Raw genomic sequence first — 17,099 nt, forward strand, 5'->3', positions numbered from 1 at the left:
TATGCCTATCATCGTACCGAAGGACATACCCGCCGCGAAAGTGCTGGCGGGGGAAAATATATTCGTGATGAACGAATTGCGAGCGGCCACGCAGGACATACGTCCTCTGGAAATCGCCGTGCTCAATCTCATGCCCACGAAAATCGTGACCGAGACGCAGTTGATGCGCCTACTGTCCAACTCGCCGTTGCAGGTGAATATCACGCTGTTGGCGACGCGCTCCTACGTGGGGAAGAATACGCCCGTGTCCCATTTGGATAAGTTCTACTGCACGTTCGACGACGTGAAGCATCGCCGCTTCGACGGTATGATTATCACGGGCGCACCCGTGGAAGATATCGACTTCGCGGACGTGAAATATTGGGACGAGTTGGCCGAAGTGTTCGAGTTCGTCAAAACGAACGTGACTTCGACGATGTTTATCTGCTGGGGCGCGCAGGCCGCCGTGCATTATTATTACGGCATAGAAAAACAGCCCTTGCCCAAGAAATTGTTCGGTATCTATCGGTATTACGGGTTCGACCGCTTCGAGCCACTGCTCAAGGGACTGGACGACGGCTTTGCCATGCCGCACAGCAGGCATACGACCATACGCGAGAAGGACGTAAGAGAGAGCAAGGACCTCGTGCTGTTGGCGTCGTCCGAGGAGACGGGGCCGGCCATCGCAAGGTCGGTGGATAATCGCTTCATCTTCGTCTTCGGACACCCCGAGTATGACCGCGAAACCTTGGAGACCGAGTACCTGCGCGACCTCGGGAAGGGGTTGCCCATCGAGGCGCCCGTCCATTATTATCGCGAAGGGACCGCGGGGGAGATCGATTTTTGTTGGAGTTCGACGGCAAATCTCTTGTACTCCAACTGGTTGAACCACTACGTGTATCAAATCACGCCGTACGATTGGAAGTAGGCTTGCCATAGGCAAGCGCACCCCTATGGGGAGAGAAATCCAAGGCACATAGCCTTGGGTGAAATCCGTGGGTTGCACGGGATAAATCCGCTCAAACCATGAGCGGGAGAAATCCGACGTGCATCGGGATGCGACAGTTTTCCGATGGTGGATGCGAGATGGTCGGCGGGGCCTAAGTGAGTGTCAATTTGAAAGGTGCTGAAAAAAGAATTGCCCCTGCGCGACCAAACGCGAGGGGCAACGTTTTATATTTTGAATGATCTAATAGTGTTTCCGTCCTAAAAGCACGTCGATATCTTCGCCGAAGTAATCGGCGATTTTGCATAAATTGGCAATCGAAATTTCGCGTTGACAATGCAGGTAGCGAGAGAGCGTTTGTTGGGGTATGCCGACGCGTTTTGCAAATTCGTTGACCGACATTTCGCCTAACAACTCGCGCAAGTTTTTCGCAAATATAAGCATATAGTTTTTTGTTTCATTGTTCTCCATATCAAAAGATTACACCTTTTGGTGAAAGTTTATTGACATTACACCAAATGGTGTGATAAAGTAACAGTATAATCTATTTTTTTCAAAAGGAGGGCGTATGAGTTATATTGAAGAAAAAGTATTATCGGGGAATGAACATATCGTAAAACGAGCGACGATCAGCAAAATACCCTTGTTTTGGTGGTGGGTTGGCGGAATATTGGGGTGTTGGCTGTTGCTTATACCAACGATAAAAGCCATAAAAGCAACTTTGGCATATCGCACGACCGAATATGTGATAACCGACAAAAAAGTAATCGAGAAGAGAGGTATCGTTTCGGTGCGGTGCGACGAAATGCTCTTGGAGAAAGTGGAGAACGTGGTGGTTCAGCAAGCCTTTTGGGGCAGACTATGCAAGTTCGGTACTGTCATCATAAAAGGAACGAACCGAGACAATATCTATTTTGTCAATATCAAGGATTATCTTGATGTCAAGGAAGTTTTGAATGGAGTGATAGGGAGCAGAAACGAGTAGCAAAAAATGAATGGAAAAATCAAAAAACCCGACGAAAAGTCGGGTTTTTTGGAGGCACCACCCAGAATCGAACTGGGGATAAGGGTTTTGCAGACCCGGGCCTTACCGCTTGGCGATGGTGCCATATAAAAAATTGGAGCGGGAGACGGGATAGCCGTCGCGTCGCTCGGCGTGCTTCCGCAACGAACCCGCAAGCAGGTCACAAGCGAATATCGCTTGTCTTGTGCCAAAGGCACAAGCGAATCCCGTCTCAAAAAGAGAGGGAACGCTTAAGCACTTGTTTGGAGCGGGAGACGGGATTCGGACCCGCGACATTTGCCTTGGCAAGGCAACGCTCTACCACTGAGCCACTCCCGCGTGCTATTTGAATATATCATATTTTATGCCCGATTGCAACAATTTTTTGCAACTTTTCGAAAAAAAGTGTTATTTTGATGGTTGCGATAAAATGATTAGTTGACAGACGGGCAGGGGAATGGTACAATAGGCACAGTTGCCGGTGTGGCGAAATGGTAGACGCAAGGGACTTAAAATCCCTCGGAGTAACATCCGTACCGGTTCGAGTCCGGTCACCGGCACCACCTCAAAAACAGCCCTACAACCCGTAGGGTTGTTTTTCGTATGGGGTGACGCTATGCTTGCATAAAGCGGCACCCCTATACGAAAAAAGGAGCGCGAGAGCGCGAGGGCTGTTTTTGAGGTGGTAGCACACCCCCTGGGAAAGGGGCCGGACGGATTTGCCGCAAGGCGGCAAAATCTTGTACGGTCGAAACGGTGCGGGGTGACGCTATGCTTGCATAAAGCGGCACCCCTATACGAAAAAAGGAGCGCGAGAGCGCGAGGGCTGTTTTTGAGGTGGTAGCACACCCCTTGTCCGACATCGCACCATTGCTTGCCTTGCCCGATGGACAAGGCTGTGCTTTTTGCGCGTGTCGTCCTCTCCGTGTCACGTTTCGCTGTGCTGTACGCGACACGGGTGGCTGCCGCAATCGGTCAATAAAAATGTACGGACGGATTTGGCGCAAGGCGAGGAACTATTCCGGTCACCAGGTGACGCTATGCTTGCATAAAGCGGCACACATATACGAAAAAGGGAGCGCGAGAACCGCACTTCCGTTAGGGAATTTTCGGTAAGGCTGTCCTTTGAGAATCAGGCGTGGCGTGATGCCACGCCTTTTCTCTTGATCATTTTAGTCGAAGTCGGGGATCTCAACGGCTCCGACGAAATTTTAAATTATTCCGATTGTGCGTTTGTAATATCCGTCAATCTTCTGCTAACTTTGTAAAGTCAGGGTGTTGGAAAATTCCAACACCCTGACTGTTTTTCTGTTATTGCGGTTTATTCGCCTTGGTCGTTAGTGTCCTTTTTGCCGAGTTTGATGACGCCTTTCTTTTTGAGAAGGAAGAAGCAACCTACGCCTGCGCCTGCGAGCACAACAACGATCGCAATGACGATACCTGCGATAGCACCGCCGGAAAGACCTTTCTTTTCGGGGGAAGGATTGACTTCCGGTTCGGACGGTTGCGGATTGACGGGATCGTCTTGTTGTGCGTTTTCGAACACGACCGCAAACTTGGAGAAGTGGTTGGTGTTAAAGGACACGAAACCGTTTGCAAACGTTGCGTTCATATCCGTTTTGTTGCCTTGCGCGTCAACATAGTAAACCTTTGCGACCTTACCTTCGGGAACAGCCGTTGTAAACGGAAGTTTGACAGATACGGTGCCGTTTGCAAAAGTTGTATTGCCGAGCGAAAGTTCGATGACGACTTGTATGCCTCCGAGCCCGTCGATACCGAAGTTTGATGTCAGGACGGAAGCCGTGAAATTTGCCGCATTGCCGCCGATTGCAGAAACGGCGTTTGCGTCAAAGGTAAGCACAAGATTGCCCGCGCTGATTTTGACTTTGCCGTTTGCGGCTTTTGCCGCGGCAAAGAGAGCCGCAAAATCGGAAGGTGTGCCGAGAGCCGCAGCATGCTCAAACACTTTTATGCCTTGCTCGTCGGTTGTATAACTGAAACCGCTTGCGGTTATAGCGCGTTGCTCTTTGTGTTCGGGGTTGTTCTGGCAAACGCGTTCTTCAACACCGTCCTCTGTTTCAGTCGCGGGAGTGACGACGTGCCAATCGCCCCAAGCATGAGCCGCCTTTTCGATCTTGCCGTCTCCTACTTTCCAAGCGTTAAGATCTGTGATCTCGTGCTCGCCGAGCGCGTCCGTAAAGCTCTTGCCGCATTGAGAACAAGTGTAATATGCTTGCACGCCGTATGCCGAGCAGGTGGCGGGAACTTCGCCGACTGATTCAAGGTGCTTGTGGAATGCGTCTATAACGAGCGATTCGGGTTCAACTTCATAGTATTCTTCGCCGTCCTGAACGAATTTCTTGTGGCAAACGGAGCATTCAAAGTGCGCGTGATTTCCGTCCGTGGTGCAAGTTGCGGCAGTTGCGGCAACTGCTTGATAGTTGTGCCCTGCCTTGATGACGAGCGTGGACGGATCGGCGCATTCTACCCAATGGTTTGTCGCGTCCTCCACATAATATTTGTCGTATCCGCCGAGCGTAAAGTGCTTGTGCGCTCTCATACCGTCTTCCGTGCAGGTAGCCGCTTGGGAAATAAGCGGAAGCCCGTCCGCTTCGCCGGTTCTGTAAACCCAGATATACGCACCGGCAAGGTTCTCTTCGCAGATATCGCACTTATTGGCGATCATGATGTAAGCGCCGTACGTTTCGTCTGTTCCGAACGTGTAGGTCGCCGTCACGTGTTCGTGCTGACAAGGAGCGACGACAGTAAGCGCGAAGTGGTGACCTTCAAAAGCACCGCGTTTGACGACAAACTGATCGTCAACGTTTTCATTGACGATGGATTGATAATCCATAACGACGTATGCGTCGTAAACGCCGTCAAGCGTTTCGATTTCGAGGGCGGAGAGTTTTGCCGCGCTCGTATCGAAGATAAGGTCTTGCGCGTTGTTATACGGGTCTATTCCGTCGCCGTAGTAGTCGGTTTGGGCGAAACAGATATATTCGATCTCGCCGTTCTCGTTCGGAATGCCGACGTAGAGGCGGTAACCCGTGACGAAGTGGTAATAACTCGACGCTTTGTGATTGCCGCGGAACCAGGTTTGCGCATTCGTAGAAACGCCACCGTTTGTAAAAATATACTCGTAGTTTGCGCTTGCGAAGTCAATCGTTTCACTGTTTCCAAGTTCAACTGTGACGGGATCGATTTCCGCCTCGTCTTCACGAGGGAGAACGACGATCGTAAATCTCATTCTCTCATCGTTTCCTCTGTTATACTCTATGGATTGAACGTGACCGAGTCCGTCGTCGTATTCGGCGTAGAATCTGCCATAATATTCAAACGTGCCCGCCATGGACGTGTCGATATACTTTTTGCCCATGCCGTTGTCGTTAAGCCCCGTTTCGTTTCTCCAATCCGTACCGATAGATTTATCGAAGTCGGTTGCATTGCCTTCGCTTGCCTCGAAGCCGATAAGGAAGACGTCGCCCAAGTGGCAAACGAGAGTGCGATCGTCGTTGTCGAGCGTATAGTCGGAATTGCCTTCCGCAAAGGATACCGAAAGACCGCTCGTAAGAGTGGCGTTCAGCACCGTGCTGTCTGTAATGACAAATTTGGCGGCGTCGGAACCTATAGAGCCTGCCGCGTTGGATACAACGCAGCGGTAATACGTGCCGTTGGTCGCAACGCTTCTGTCAACGAGATAGTTGAAAGCATCGGCGTTCGCGATATTCTCCCAAACGTTGCCGTCCTCTGACGACTGCCATTGGTAAGTAAGCGTGCCTTGTTTTGTGCTTGCATAAACGGCGATTGCGTGCGTGTTGTTGGCTTTTGCAAGGTTTGCGCCCTGCGGTTGGGTGTTGATAACGGGAAGCGGAAGGTCAATGAAACTGACGGAAACGTCCTCGGTGTTGGCGTTTCTCTTGTAGCCGTTTTTGGTGCCCGTCACCTGACAGCGCACGATCAGTGGATCGGCGTTCGTAGTTGCGCGGGAGATCGTGAGCGTCGCCGTGTCCGCATTTGCAAAGGTATAACCGTTCTTCGTGCCATTCTCGATCGCCTTGTAAAGCGGTGTGCCTTCCGCATACGCCCAAACGTAATACCATTGATAGGTCACGCCGTCAAAATAGTTTGCGTTGTCAACGGTCGCGCCGACATGAACGTCATAGCCTTTCACTTCTTCGATTTCCGTAGGATTCGAGAGTTTTGCGACAGGGGAATCATAATCAACGACAGAATATGTAATTTCATCGGAATATTCCCAAACCGAATACAAATTACGGTTTACAAAACGCACGCCGACGCGCAAAGTTTTTTCGGTTATCTCGGCAGAGCCCGGATAATACGTTGCTTTCGTTGCATAATTGATATTCTGCCATTCGTTGCCGACAAGTTGTTGCCATTGATATCCGCGCGGACGTCATTGCCGTTTTTATTGTTTTTGGTAGAATATTTCGCTTCTAATTTTGGATTTTGTCCGATTGATACGCTGATATTTCCCGTCTGTCCCGAATATGCAACTGCCAAATCCGCAGGCGCGGCAGGAGTAATGTTTTGAGAAACGCGGTCGCTTTCAAAATAACGAACTGCCCCTGCTTTTTCAGAAGCAAATACTGCATAATACGTCGCATAGTTTGACCCGAACGGAACCGTGTCCTTATAATAGTATTCGGACGTAGTCACTATTTTTTCAAACGAACCGCCGTTTAGACTTCTGTACCAAGATACGGAAATATTGTTCGGGAACGCATTCCAAACGTCATAACTTGCTTCGGGCTTCAATTCTATACTGACGCCTTTTGTCGGATCGAAATCATCTGCCGTCACGTCATTGTTCAAAACTTCACCGATCCTAATACCGGAATTGATTGAAGCCGGCGTTGTGGAAGGAACGTTGAGCGAACCATACCACGCCGTGCCCTGCGATATACTTTTAGGTTGGTAATTTGACAAATTGAATGTTTGCGCCTTCGGCAAGTCAACGTCGCCCAGCGTTGCTTGTTGGCTTGTCGTTTTGATACTGAAATCGCTTCCTTTGCCGGTAGCGCTTAAATCTCGAACGCCAAGTGCGCCGATTTTACCACCGGACATCAATACAGTCGATCCTTTGTAATGGAAATAATCCGATATCTTCATATTGCCTTCGATTTTGACGGTGGCGCTTGCGGCAGAGAAATCTTCTAAGCCGATATAATAATCCGTGATTCTTTCAATAGAACCGATGGTATATTCGGAAATGTTCAATTTGGCATTTATGCCAAGAGCAATGGTGCCGAATTGAATCAATCTCTTTATGTTGCCGAACATTGAAAACGTTCTGACATCGATATTGAGCGTTCCGCCATCAACATCGATTTGACTAAATCTGAATTGTCCGCCGCCGACGCTGTCAATGACAGTCAGCGAGCCATACACTTTAAGGTAAAAACAATCATCGCGAGTGGAATAGATTTTGTGTCCGTTGAGATCGAGCGTGATATTATCGCCGGCTTTTATGTCAAAATTACCGTTCGGATCACCGATACCGGTTGAAACATAATAGTCTTTTTCGAGTACGTGCGTACCGCTACCGCGCAACAAATTTTGAAGCGCATAATGATCGGCGCTTTCCGCATGCGCGGTCAGAGTTGTGGCGGGCAAAAGCGCAAATACCATTGCAAGCATTATCGCTATGCCGAGCAAAACGGATACTACGCTTGCCATCTTTTTTCTTGTCTTTTGGTTTGTCATAAGATTCTCTCCTTTTCTACTGAAAAAAGTTGCTTTAATTTTAATCTTTTTCTTTAGAAAAAGGAATAGTTAGAGCGGCCAAAAACGCATGGCCGCTCGGCTAAACTTTTCAATTTGATTCATGACACGGCAAATATTGTGGGATTTCCGCAAAAACAGAGAGGAACGTATATGATTATAATAAAAAACATGCCACAGATTTTGCCCTCATTCCCGCAGTTGCCGGATTATGCAAAAATCAAAAGTAATCTTTGTAGCGAAGGATAAGATCGGTACGTGACGAACAAGCAAGCTTTCTGTAAATATTCATCAGATCGAACTTGATCGTTCCAACCGAAAAATGCAGTTCTTCGGCAATTTGTTCTCTCGTTTTGCCTGAAAGCGTCAAGGCGACGATCTTGTATTCTCTCTCGGTCAGCGTGTCGATGCGCTCTTTTTCGGTCATAACAGGCGCAACGGGTTGCTGTTCTTCCGTTTCCGACGTTTCGGCTCCCGTTTCTTGCGCTTCGGGGGCTTTTATATTTGTTTTTCTCTTCTTTCTGAACACCGCGAAGAGAACGACGAACGACGCGGAGAGCGCCGCGCCTATCACGACGAGAACGATCGTCAGCGTAAGATCGATTTGCGATTTTGCGGGAATTTCGTTGTATTCTCCGATGGCGCAGGATTGCGTTGCACCCGCAAATGCGCTGTGCCAACTTCGATACACGTTTGCAGGGACGTAAATATCCGCGTCGCGCTCCTTTACGGCGTAAACGCTTTCTCCATCTGCGATGTTCAGATCGTTTATTGCACCGCTGTCGAGCGCTTCGGCCGCCGTAGCGATATAATTATAGGCAGAAGGAGAAGTCTCGTATTCATCGTCGCCAATCACCATACAGCCGCGCAGAACGATATAGCCGAGAAGCCCGTCCGCCTCGTAAAAGCGGAACGTGCCTTGGTCCGGCGCCGTATTGTTCGCCGCTTTTGAAAACAGAAGATTGATTTGTCCGCCGTTATATTTCTTTGTCCAATAGGCATATGGCTGTGTATAGAGAATACTTCCTTTATTCGTCGCCGTGTTGCCGTAGAACTCGCACCCGATAAAGTCGATGGGTTGCCCCTGCAAACTGTCAATGAACACCGCGCCGCCGTCTTCCGCTCTGTTGTTTTCGATACGACAGTTTTTTATCAGCATACTACCGTTTCCCGCAAAAGCGGAAGTGAGCGCAAGCCCGCCGCCGTATTTGGTTTCATTGCCCGCGATAACGCAGTCGGCCATATCGAGGTCTACGCCGCCGATATAAACGCCGCCGCCACGGTCTTCGGAGCCGAGATCGGCGAACGGATAGAACGCATTGTCATTTATATTGCAGTTTTTTATTTCGGCTTTTCCGTTACTGATTACAAAACCGCCCGCCGCGCCTACGGTGTTATGATAAAAATTACTGTTTTCGATTTTGGTCGTCAATTTGTCGTTGAACACTTTGACCGTGCCGTGTTTTGCCACGTTGTCATGAAAATCGCAGTTTTCTATCAAGAGCGTCTGCTCTCCGTCGCGAAACTTGTTGCCGATATACAAGGCGCTGCCTTCGATCGAAGCGTAACCTTTGATTTCAACGTTCCGCAAGTCAAGATCGGTATAGCCCCAATCCGCCGTGATACAGCGTTTTTCTTCTCGTTCACCGCCAAACACTTCTTCAAAGGTTTTATCCGTTCCGTCAGGCTCTTCATAACAGCCGCCGTCCAAAATGATGTTTTCAAAGGTGACGGCGTTCGTTTCACCCGCAACGTTCGGACTGATGATTTTGAAATGCGCGTTTTTGATCGTCGCTTTCTTTCCGTTACCCCTGATTGTCAATCCGTAGTTTATCTGCAACACGGTGTCTTCGTCAAAGGTCAAGTCATCTGTGAGGATCAAAGTTTCCTTGTTTTGGAGCGCGGACAAAAACTCCGTTGTATCCCGTACAACTACGCCTTGCTGTTCTTTGTTGCTCGCACACCCGACAAACAATGCAGGCAGAGCGATTGCGAGCATCAAAGCCGCCGCTATTCTTTTAGCCATAAGTACGATTACTTTCAATTATGGAAACCTCAGATATACAAGAATAAATCTATTATACCATAATACTTTCTATAAATCAATGTAAGGGCGGCTAAACCTCTTTGGCCGCGCGGCTAATAATCGAAATGCCGCCGGGATTTCCGCATTTTTCGAGGTCTTGGCTGCAATAACAGTCAACTTCATTATTCTTGAAAACCGGTGCCGCCACATACAAAAAGGACTTGGAAATCAAATCCAAATCCTTGAATGCCCACCGCTTGAAAGTGCAATTACCATAAAATTTTAGTTTTTCATAAAATCCCTAATGGAACAGCTCTGAGCGCGAGGGCTGTTTTTGAGGTGGTAGCACACCCCTCGTCCGACATCGCACCATTGCTTGCCTTGCCCGATGGACAAGGCTGTGCCTTTTGCGCGTGTCGTCCTCTCCGTGTCACGTTTCGCTGTGCTGTACGCGACACGGGTGGCTGCCGCAATCGGTCAATAAAAATGGACGGACGGATTTGGCGCAAGGCGGCAAAATCTTGAACGGTCGAAACGGTGCGGGGCGTATAGGGTGACGCTATGCGCCTATCCTTAATATGGTCGATTGCCCGTTGGGCGCAACGAGCGGGCGAATAAAAAAAGACGTCTACGACAAAGAGGGAAAGGGAAAAGACCTTTCTCGAGAGGATTGCTCGAATACCTCGAAATGACGTAGGCGTCGGGGCGAGCGGGCGCGAATTATTGCTCGATGGTGAAGATGTCGGTGAAACCGGTGACATCGAAGATCTCGTAGACGTCCTCGGTGGGGTGGAGAATCTTCATGGTGCCCAGACGGTTCATCGTCTTTTGCGCCATAAGGAAGACGCGCAGACCCGCGGATGAGACGTAGTCGAGGCGGGAAACGTCGAAGGTCAAAGAGGTGACGCCCTCGAGACTTTCTTTGAGAGTGGCCTCGAGTTCGGGCGCGGTGAGGGTGTCCAAGCGGCCGATGAGGGCGAGGGTAAGTTCGGCGCCGCTTTGTTGTTTTTCGATGGTGAGTTCGTTTGCTATGGCCATAATTGTCTCCTTGTCGTAATTTTATTCGTTGGGGAAAGTTTTGATGATGATCATTTCCGCCGTGTCGTCCATAATGCCGACGCGTACTTCGTCCGCCAATTTGGACACGATGGATTTTTCGAGCTCGTCCCACTCGGCGGCGTTGGCGTCCGCCCGAAGGGAAGATTTGTATTGGGTGAGCGACCAAGTGTACGTGCCGAAGGAGGCGAAAGTCTCGGGATCGGACACCGTCATGCCCTGCACGAAGGCCGTGGTGGGTATGGTTTCGTCGTCCGGCTCCACCAAGCGTTGGTAGATGTCTTTGATCTTGCCCATAAATCCTTTGACCGCGGCGTTTTTGCCCGTAGAGGAGGCGGCGAGCAGTTTGCTTCGCTTGGCGGCGGTCATTCTCGTATCGGCCTTGAGGTGCAAAGAGACCTCGGGAAAATCGCTCTCGATCCAAAAATCCGCTTCGACCTGCCCGACGAGGGCGATCATCATGCCCATCATCTCCTCGGTGAGTAAAGCGAGGTGCAACGCGTCTTTTTTGCTCAATGACAGAAAAGCCGCCGTTTTTTCGGCCTGTAGGCGGGCGTCCCTGACACCCGTGCCGTCGTTCGTTACGCGTATGATATCCGATTTCATTATTTCTATCCTCTTGATTGTATGCTTGATATAGTTGATTGTATCATATTTCAAGGGCGTTTGCAATAGGTTGCGACGAAATGCGCCTCGCTTCGCCCTCTACGAAATGCGCTTCCGTAGGGTGAGGACGTTGTGCCCGTCGAGGTAGGCATAGGTGACCTCGTCCATCTTCTTCTTGACGAGGAATATGCCCAACCCGCCTATGGCTCTTTCGTCCGCCGAGAGGGTGACGTCGGGATCCGCCTTGGCCAAGGGATCGTAAGGAACGCCCTCGTCGCGGAAGACCAACGTGAGAACGCCGTCCTCGACGGAAGCGGATATTTCCACCTCGCCCGTCCCTTCGCCGTAGGCGTAGCAGGCGACGTTGGTGAATATCTCGTCCACCGACAACTCCACGGCCATCCGCGCCTTGGGCGAGCAGCCCGCGCCGTCGAGAAGATCGGTGACGAAGTCGGTAACGCGGGGCAGATTGGCGGTGTCGGCCTCGACGGTAAGGGAGCAAGGCTCGTTCGCCGCATCGGTAAGCTCGATGCACAGCATGGTGAGGTCGTCGAATTGGGGCGCTTCGCCCACGAAGGCGTTGACGGCGTCGGTGACGCCCGCGAGAATGCCCTCGGGAGATTCGTCCTTGTGCGCGTTGAGCGCGTCGAGCATACCTTGCAGGGTGAACATACGCTTGTCGCTGTCGGTGGCCTCGGGCACGCCGTCCGTGTAGAGGAAGAGTTTGTCCCCTTTGGCGAGGGTGAACTCGAAGTTTTTGTAGCGCACGCCCGACATGGCTCCTACGACCACGCCGTGCCTGGTCTTGAACAACTCGAAGGAGCCGTCTTTGCGATAGACGGCGGCGTCGTCGTGGCCCGCGTTGGACGCGATGACCTTGCCCGTGGAAATCTCCAGCACGCCCAACCACAAGGTGACGAACATCTCGGCCTCGTTGTGCGCGCAAATGGCGTCGTTGACGAAGGAGAGAACGTCGGCGGGGGTGCCGCCGCCCAACTTGACGCGCTCGGTGAGGAGAATGTTGGTGACCATCATGAACAAAGCGGCGGGAACGCCCTTGCCCGATACGTCGCCGATGACGAAGGCAAGGTGGTCGTCGTCTACTAAGAAGAAATTGTACAAGTCGCCGCCCACTTCTTTGGCGGGCGTCATAGACGCATAGATATCGAAATCCTTGCGGTAGGGGAAGGCGGGGAAGACGTTGGGGATAGAAGCCGCCTGTATGGTGGTGGCGACCGAAAGTTCCGCCCCGATGCGTTCACGCTCGGCCGTGGCCGCGGTGAGATTGGCGATATATTTGAGCATTTCGGATTCCATCTCGTCTATGGACACGCCGAGATTGCGCAACTCTTTGTAGCGGCTGACCTTCGCAAGCGACTGTCCCTGCGTGTTTTCGCGGGAGAAGCGGGTGGCTTCGGTCGAAATGGCCTGCAAGGGCATAAACAGTTTGCGATGGAAAAACAGCGCGTAGAATAGGGCGGTGAGAATGGCAAGCCCCAACGCCGTGACGCCGACTATGAGCATATAGCGGCGGAGAACGTCGGTGAGCCCGTTCATCATGCGGTGCATACAGAGAAGCGCCACCACCTTGCCCGTCGAATCTTTGACGGGAACCATCGTGGTGATGTGTGGCTTTTGCCCGTTGAGGTGCCGCGTGCGATAGACGGTCTCGTAGACGGAGCCCTCCTCGTAGATGGCGCGGTATTTGCGGCGATACTCGTCGTTGGTGGTGTCGCGCGGATGCCCCAATTCCCACGGCGTGTAGTTGGTGTTGCCGACGTCGTTGTTGACGTTGTTGAAAACCGAGACAAAACGCCCGTAATCCGATTGGTCGACCGCGATGACGTACATGATGGTGACGTGTATCTTGTGACAATAGACGTCGAGATAGGCGTTGGTGGCGGCGTACTCATCCATCAAATCGCCCGCAAGGTAGTCGTCTATATGATCGCCGTTGACGAGGGCGGTCGCCGTGTCCGCCATGCGGTAGGTGGCTTCGGCGTATTCGGACGTGAACGCGTCGGTGAAAGTAAAGTAACCGATGGTGCCCGTGATGGTGCCGAACACCAAAAGGAGCATAACGACCATGCCGATGACGTTGACGGACATATTGGAACCGGTGTTGCGTATTTTTTCCATATTACCTCGCTGGGCGTGGCGCGTGTGCGTCATAGAAATATGGAAATATTATATATGAGGAACTGATATTGTGTCAAGTGCCGAGAGGAATCAAAGCCGCGCTTTGGGAAAATCCGCTTGACAATCGGGAGAAATCGGCGCAAAGCGCCATCCTGAGCGCAGTTGTCAAGACGACGAAGTCGAAGTATCTCTGCGTCGGGATGTGGGAACGCGGGGCGTGAGCGATATGGTTGCCGTTGCCAACTGCGAGATATTCGCCAAGGGCGAATGCAAGAAGTTGATGGCGGCGCGAGGGAAAAATTGTGCTTGATATTAGGGGGAGAATGGGGTATAATGGTTGGGGCGCGCATGAAAGGCGCACCGAAAGCAAAGGAGTATGGAAGAATGAAACGCTTGATAGCAATTATGATGACGGCGATACTACTGGCGGCCGCGTTGGTCGGCTGTGCGAATACAGTGGATAAAAAAGAATACGTCGGCATCGTTTCGGCGATGGATAACGAGATTGCGGTGCTGTTGGACGAGGCGAAAATAGACCGCGTGGACGAGATAGGCGGTGTGAAGTATCACGTGGGTACCCTGAGAGGACAGAACGTTGTGATTACGCGGTCGGGTATCGGCAAAGTGCGCGCTTCGGCGGGCGTGACGGCGATGTTCAACGAATACAATATATCCAAAGTGCTGTTTACGGGCATTGCGGGCGGCGTGAAGGACGAGCTGGCGGTGATGGACGAGGTGATAGCGACACGGTTGGTCGAACACGACTACGGTATCATTGGCAACGACGGCTTTACCTGGCTGTCGGGAGACCCCGGTATGGGCGGTAAAAAAGGCGAGTATTACGCGTGCGACGAGGGCTTGGTCAATTTGGCCTACGAAGCGGCCGTCGCGGTGGTGGGCGCGGGACACGCATGGAAAGGCGTCATCGCCACGGGCGACCAGTTCATCGCTTCGGAGACTTACGTGGAACGATTGAAGAACGACTATGACGCCTACGCCTGCGAGATGGAAGGCGCGTCGGTGGCCGTGGTGTGTATACAGTACGGCAAGCCATTCGTGGTGGTGCGGGCGCTGTCGGATAAGGCGGACGGGCACGCGCACGAAAGTTATGAGAATTTCGGCGACGTGGCGGGCGCGAACAGCAGTAGAATCGTGCTGAAAATGCTGGAGGGAATGGGGAAGTAGTTGCCGAGGGCAACTGCAATATAGTCGGCAAAGCCGACTGCGAGATAAATCCCAAAAGGGATTGCGAATATATACCAACTACATAGGAGGCAGGAAGATGAGAAAGTATTTTGATTTCGAGGGAAGAGTGGCCGTCGTGACCGGTTGTTCAACGGGATTGGGCGTGCAAATGGCCAAAGCGTTGGCAAGTCAAGGCGCGCGCATCGTCGCCGTGGCTAGACGGCAGAATATGATAGACCAAGTGGCGGCCGATATACATAAGGAGTTCGGCGTGGAGACCTTGGCCGTCAAGTGCGATATAACGAACACCGAAGATGTGGAAAAGATGGTAGACGAGACGCTAAGTGTGTTCGGGCGGATCGACGTATTGGTGAATAACGCGGGCACGGGCGCGGTAGGCCCCGCCGAGGATATGTCCGACGACGAGTTCGATTGGGAGATGAACGTGGACCTTTTCGGCACCTTCCGCGTGGCGCGCGCCGTGGCAAAAAAGGCGATGATTCCGCAAAAATACGGCAGGATCATCAATATCGCCTCGATGTACGGCTTGGTGGGCAATAAGATCGCGGGGTCGGCTCCCTATCACGCGGCGAAGGGCGGCGTGGTCAATTTGACGAGGGCGCTGGCGGCCGAGTGGGGTAAGTACGGCATTACCGTCAACGCGATTTGCCCCGGCTACTTCTATACCGATTTGACGAGGGATACCTTGAATAGCGACTTCTTCCAAGCAAACGCTAAGACGATGATACCCGAAGAACGCTACGGTGAGGAGGGCGAGTTGGATACGGCGGTGCTGTTCTTGGCAAGCGAGAAGTCCGCCTATGTGACGGGCGTGAACCTGCCCGTGGACGGCGGCTATACGGCGATGTGAAAAATCGGCGTCCTAAGGGGCGCCGATTTTTTTGTGAAGTTTTCGCCATGCGAAAGTGAAGTTTGCGACTGCAAGTGAAGTTCAGGCATAGCCTCGAGTGAAGTTTGCGCAAGGCGCAAGTTGCGGCGGGATAGAACGGGTGAATTGGCGGCTCGTGCCGCCGTGAATTGCGCGAAGCGCGGGGCATCGTGAATTGCACCCACGGTGCGTTGCGGTAGGGATAGACGCTCGCCGGCTAAGGTGAGATAGTTGCCGAGGGAAACTGCGGTAAATTGCTATGCAATGCGATATAAATCCCCGAGGAAATTTGCGTGATAGCGCGTTGCTTCGCGGGCGGAGATATTCAAAAGAATGATAGGGAAAGCGCGGGATATTATATATTGTAATAGAGGGGAGTAAGCGACGAAAAACGACAAAAAGTGTGGCATGGAAAAGGACACTATATATTGTGTTGAGAAATGCATTTCGACACAAAATATAGGCTATATTGTGAAATTTTGAAAAGTTGGCGAAAAGGGCTTGTCTTTTCCCGAGGGCTATTGTATAATGAAAGTCCGCCGCTTGAAAGCGCGGGCGAAATCCGTGCGTAGGCGCGGGATAACGAAAGAAAACGGAAAGGATAGAGGAGATAAGATGTTCGTCACGACCAAACGTGGAAAAACCGAATATTTGACCCCCGTGACGCCTATGCAAGTGGCGTTGGATATGGGGAGCGAAGCGGTGGAAAAGACCATCTGCGCCGTAGTGGACTGCGAGGTGGTGGATATGGACTACGTGATCGACCGTGACTGTACGTTGGAATTGCTCGACATCGCGGACGAGCGGGCGCAAGTGGTGTATCAACACACGGCGGCGCACCTGTTGGCGCAAGCCGTCAAAGCCTTGTATCCCACGGCCAAATTGGTGGAAAGTCCCGCGACGAAGGACGGCTTCCGCTGCGACGTGGCTTTTGCGATGGAGCCGGAGGACGGGTTGCTGGGGCGATTGGTGGATGAGATGAAGAATATCGTCGAAGCCGACCTCGCCATCGAGCGTGAGGAGATGAGCCGTACCGCCGCCATCAAGATAATGCGCGGATACCGCGAATACTATAAGATACAAATCATCGAAGCGTTGCCCAAGGGTACGCGCGTAGCCATATATAAGTTCGGCGATTTCGAGGACTTGACGGCGGGACCGCACCTGTCGCATACGGGGCAGATAGTGGACTTCGCGCTGAAATCCGCGAAGCGCGTGGACCGCGTGTGGCGGATAGAGGGCGCGGCGTTCCCCGCAAAGGTCAAGGCGCAACCCGTGGAAAGACGAGGAAAAGCGAAAACGTACGGCGTGAGAGCGCCGTTGGTGAGAAAAAAATAAAGGGCGAATGAAGTGAACCCCATTTAGGACACTCAACAAAAAAGGTCCTACGAATACTTCCTATGGTACAATTGCCATAGGAGGTATTTTTATATGGCTAGTAAAGGACAAAAGTTTAACAAATACACAGTTGAGTTTAGACAAATGGTAGTTCAGCGATATCTAAACAATGATGGCACGCCTACTA

General features: G+C 51.7%; 12 protein-coding genes and 3 tRNA genes. 6 read left to right on the plus strand and 9 right to left on the minus strand.

What is annotated here, in order from left to right:
* Position 1 precedes the first annotated feature (1 nt).
* Positions 2-907 (plus strand): homoserine O-succinyltransferase, encoded by a 906-nt coding sequence (gene metA / locus II896_00310; GenBank protein MBQ4443088.1) that lies wholly within the window; start codon positions 2-4, stop codon positions 905-907.
* A 261-nt stretch (positions 908-1,168) separates the two neighbouring features.
* Here the strand turns inward: metA and II896_00315 are convergent, their stop codons facing one another.
* Positions 1,169-1,396 (minus strand): helix-turn-helix transcriptional regulator, encoded by a 228-nt coding sequence (locus II896_00315; protein ID MBQ4443089.1) that lies wholly within the window; start codon positions 1,394-1,396, stop codon positions 1,169-1,171.
* Positions 1,397-1,493: 97 nt separating this feature from the next.
* Here II896_00315 and II896_00320 point away from each other — a divergent pair, with 97 nt between their 5' ends.
* Positions 1,494-1,910: a PH domain-containing protein gene (locus tag II896_00320; GenBank protein ID MBQ4443090.1), complete on the plus strand. Its 417-nt coding sequence runs from the start codon at positions 1,494-1,496 to the stop codon at positions 1,908-1,910.
* Between the two features lie 49 nt (positions 1,911-1,959).
* On the opposite strand, the gene II896_00325 is transcribed toward II896_00320, so the two are convergent.
* Positions 1,960-2,033, minus strand: a tRNA-Cys gene (locus II896_00325).
* A gap of 159 nt (positions 2,034-2,192) precedes the next feature.
* A tRNA-Gly gene (locus II896_00330) sits at positions 2,193-2,267 on the minus strand.
* Between the two features lie 138 nt (positions 2,268-2,405).
* Between II896_00330 and II896_00335 the strand changes: the two genes are divergently transcribed.
* Positions 2,406-2,491 (plus strand) — tRNA-Leu (locus II896_00335).
* 758 nt (positions 2,492-3,249) lie between these two features.
* Here the strand turns inward: II896_00335 and II896_00340 are convergent.
* The 6 genes from II896_00340 to II896_00365 all read right to left on the minus strand — a co-directional run bounded on the left by II896_00340 (position 3,250) and on the right by II896_00365 (position 13,500).
* Positions 3,250-6,102, minus strand: a complete 2,853-nt coding sequence (locus tag II896_00340; GenBank protein MBQ4443091.1) for a hypothetical protein — start codon at positions 6,100-6,102, stop codon at positions 3,250-3,252.
* A 143-nt stretch (positions 6,103-6,245) separates the two neighbouring features.
* Complete coding sequence (locus II896_00345; GenBank protein MBQ4443092.1) at positions 6,246-7,655, minus strand: hypothetical protein; 1,410 nt, start codon at positions 7,653-7,655, stop codon at positions 6,246-6,248.
* A gap of 238 nt (positions 7,656-7,893) precedes the next feature.
* Positions 7,894-9,699, minus strand: a complete 1,806-nt coding sequence (locus II896_00350) for a hypothetical protein (GenBank protein ID MBQ4443093.1) — start codon at positions 9,697-9,699, stop codon at positions 7,894-7,896.
* A gap of 720 nt (positions 9,700-10,419) precedes the next feature.
* Positions 10,420-10,737, minus strand: coding sequence for an STAS domain-containing protein (locus II896_00355; protein ID MBQ4443094.1), 318 nt, complete (start codon positions 10,735-10,737; stop codon positions 10,420-10,422).
* A 21-nt stretch (positions 10,738-10,758) separates the two neighbouring features.
* Positions 10,759-11,361 (minus strand): hypothetical protein, encoded by a 603-nt coding sequence (locus tag II896_00360; GenBank protein ID MBQ4443095.1) that lies wholly within the window; start codon positions 11,359-11,361, stop codon positions 10,759-10,761.
* 99 nt (positions 11,362-11,460) lie between these two features.
* Positions 11,461-13,500 (minus strand): SpoIIE family protein phosphatase, encoded by a 2,040-nt coding sequence (locus II896_00365; GenBank protein MBQ4443096.1) that lies wholly within the window; start codon positions 13,498-13,500, stop codon positions 11,461-11,463.
* Between the two features lie 384 nt (positions 13,501-13,884).
* On the opposite strand from II896_00365, the gene II896_00370 reads away from it, so the two are divergent.
* From II896_00370 to II896_00380, 3 genes are all read left to right on the plus strand, one after another.
* A complete protein-coding gene (locus tag II896_00370) occupies positions 13,885-14,685 on the plus strand; it encodes a 5'-methylthioadenosine/adenosylhomocysteine nucleosidase (protein ID MBQ4443097.1) in 801 nt (266 codons plus the stop codon).
* Positions 14,686-14,782: 97 nt separating this feature from the next.
* Complete coding sequence (locus tag II896_00375) at positions 14,783-15,556, plus strand: SDR family oxidoreductase (GenBank protein MBQ4443098.1); 774 nt, start codon at positions 14,783-14,785, stop codon at positions 15,554-15,556.
* A 633-nt stretch (positions 15,557-16,189) separates the two neighbouring features.
* Positions 16,190-16,912: a TGS domain-containing protein gene (locus tag II896_00380; GenBank protein ID MBQ4443099.1), complete on the plus strand. Its 723-nt coding sequence runs from the start codon at positions 16,190-16,192 to the stop codon at positions 16,910-16,912.
* Positions 16,913-17,099 lie beyond the last annotated feature (187 nt).

The organism is Clostridia bacterium (assembly GCA_017394805.1).
GTDB lineage: Bacteria > Bacillota > Clostridia > Christensenellales > CAG-1252 > RUG14300.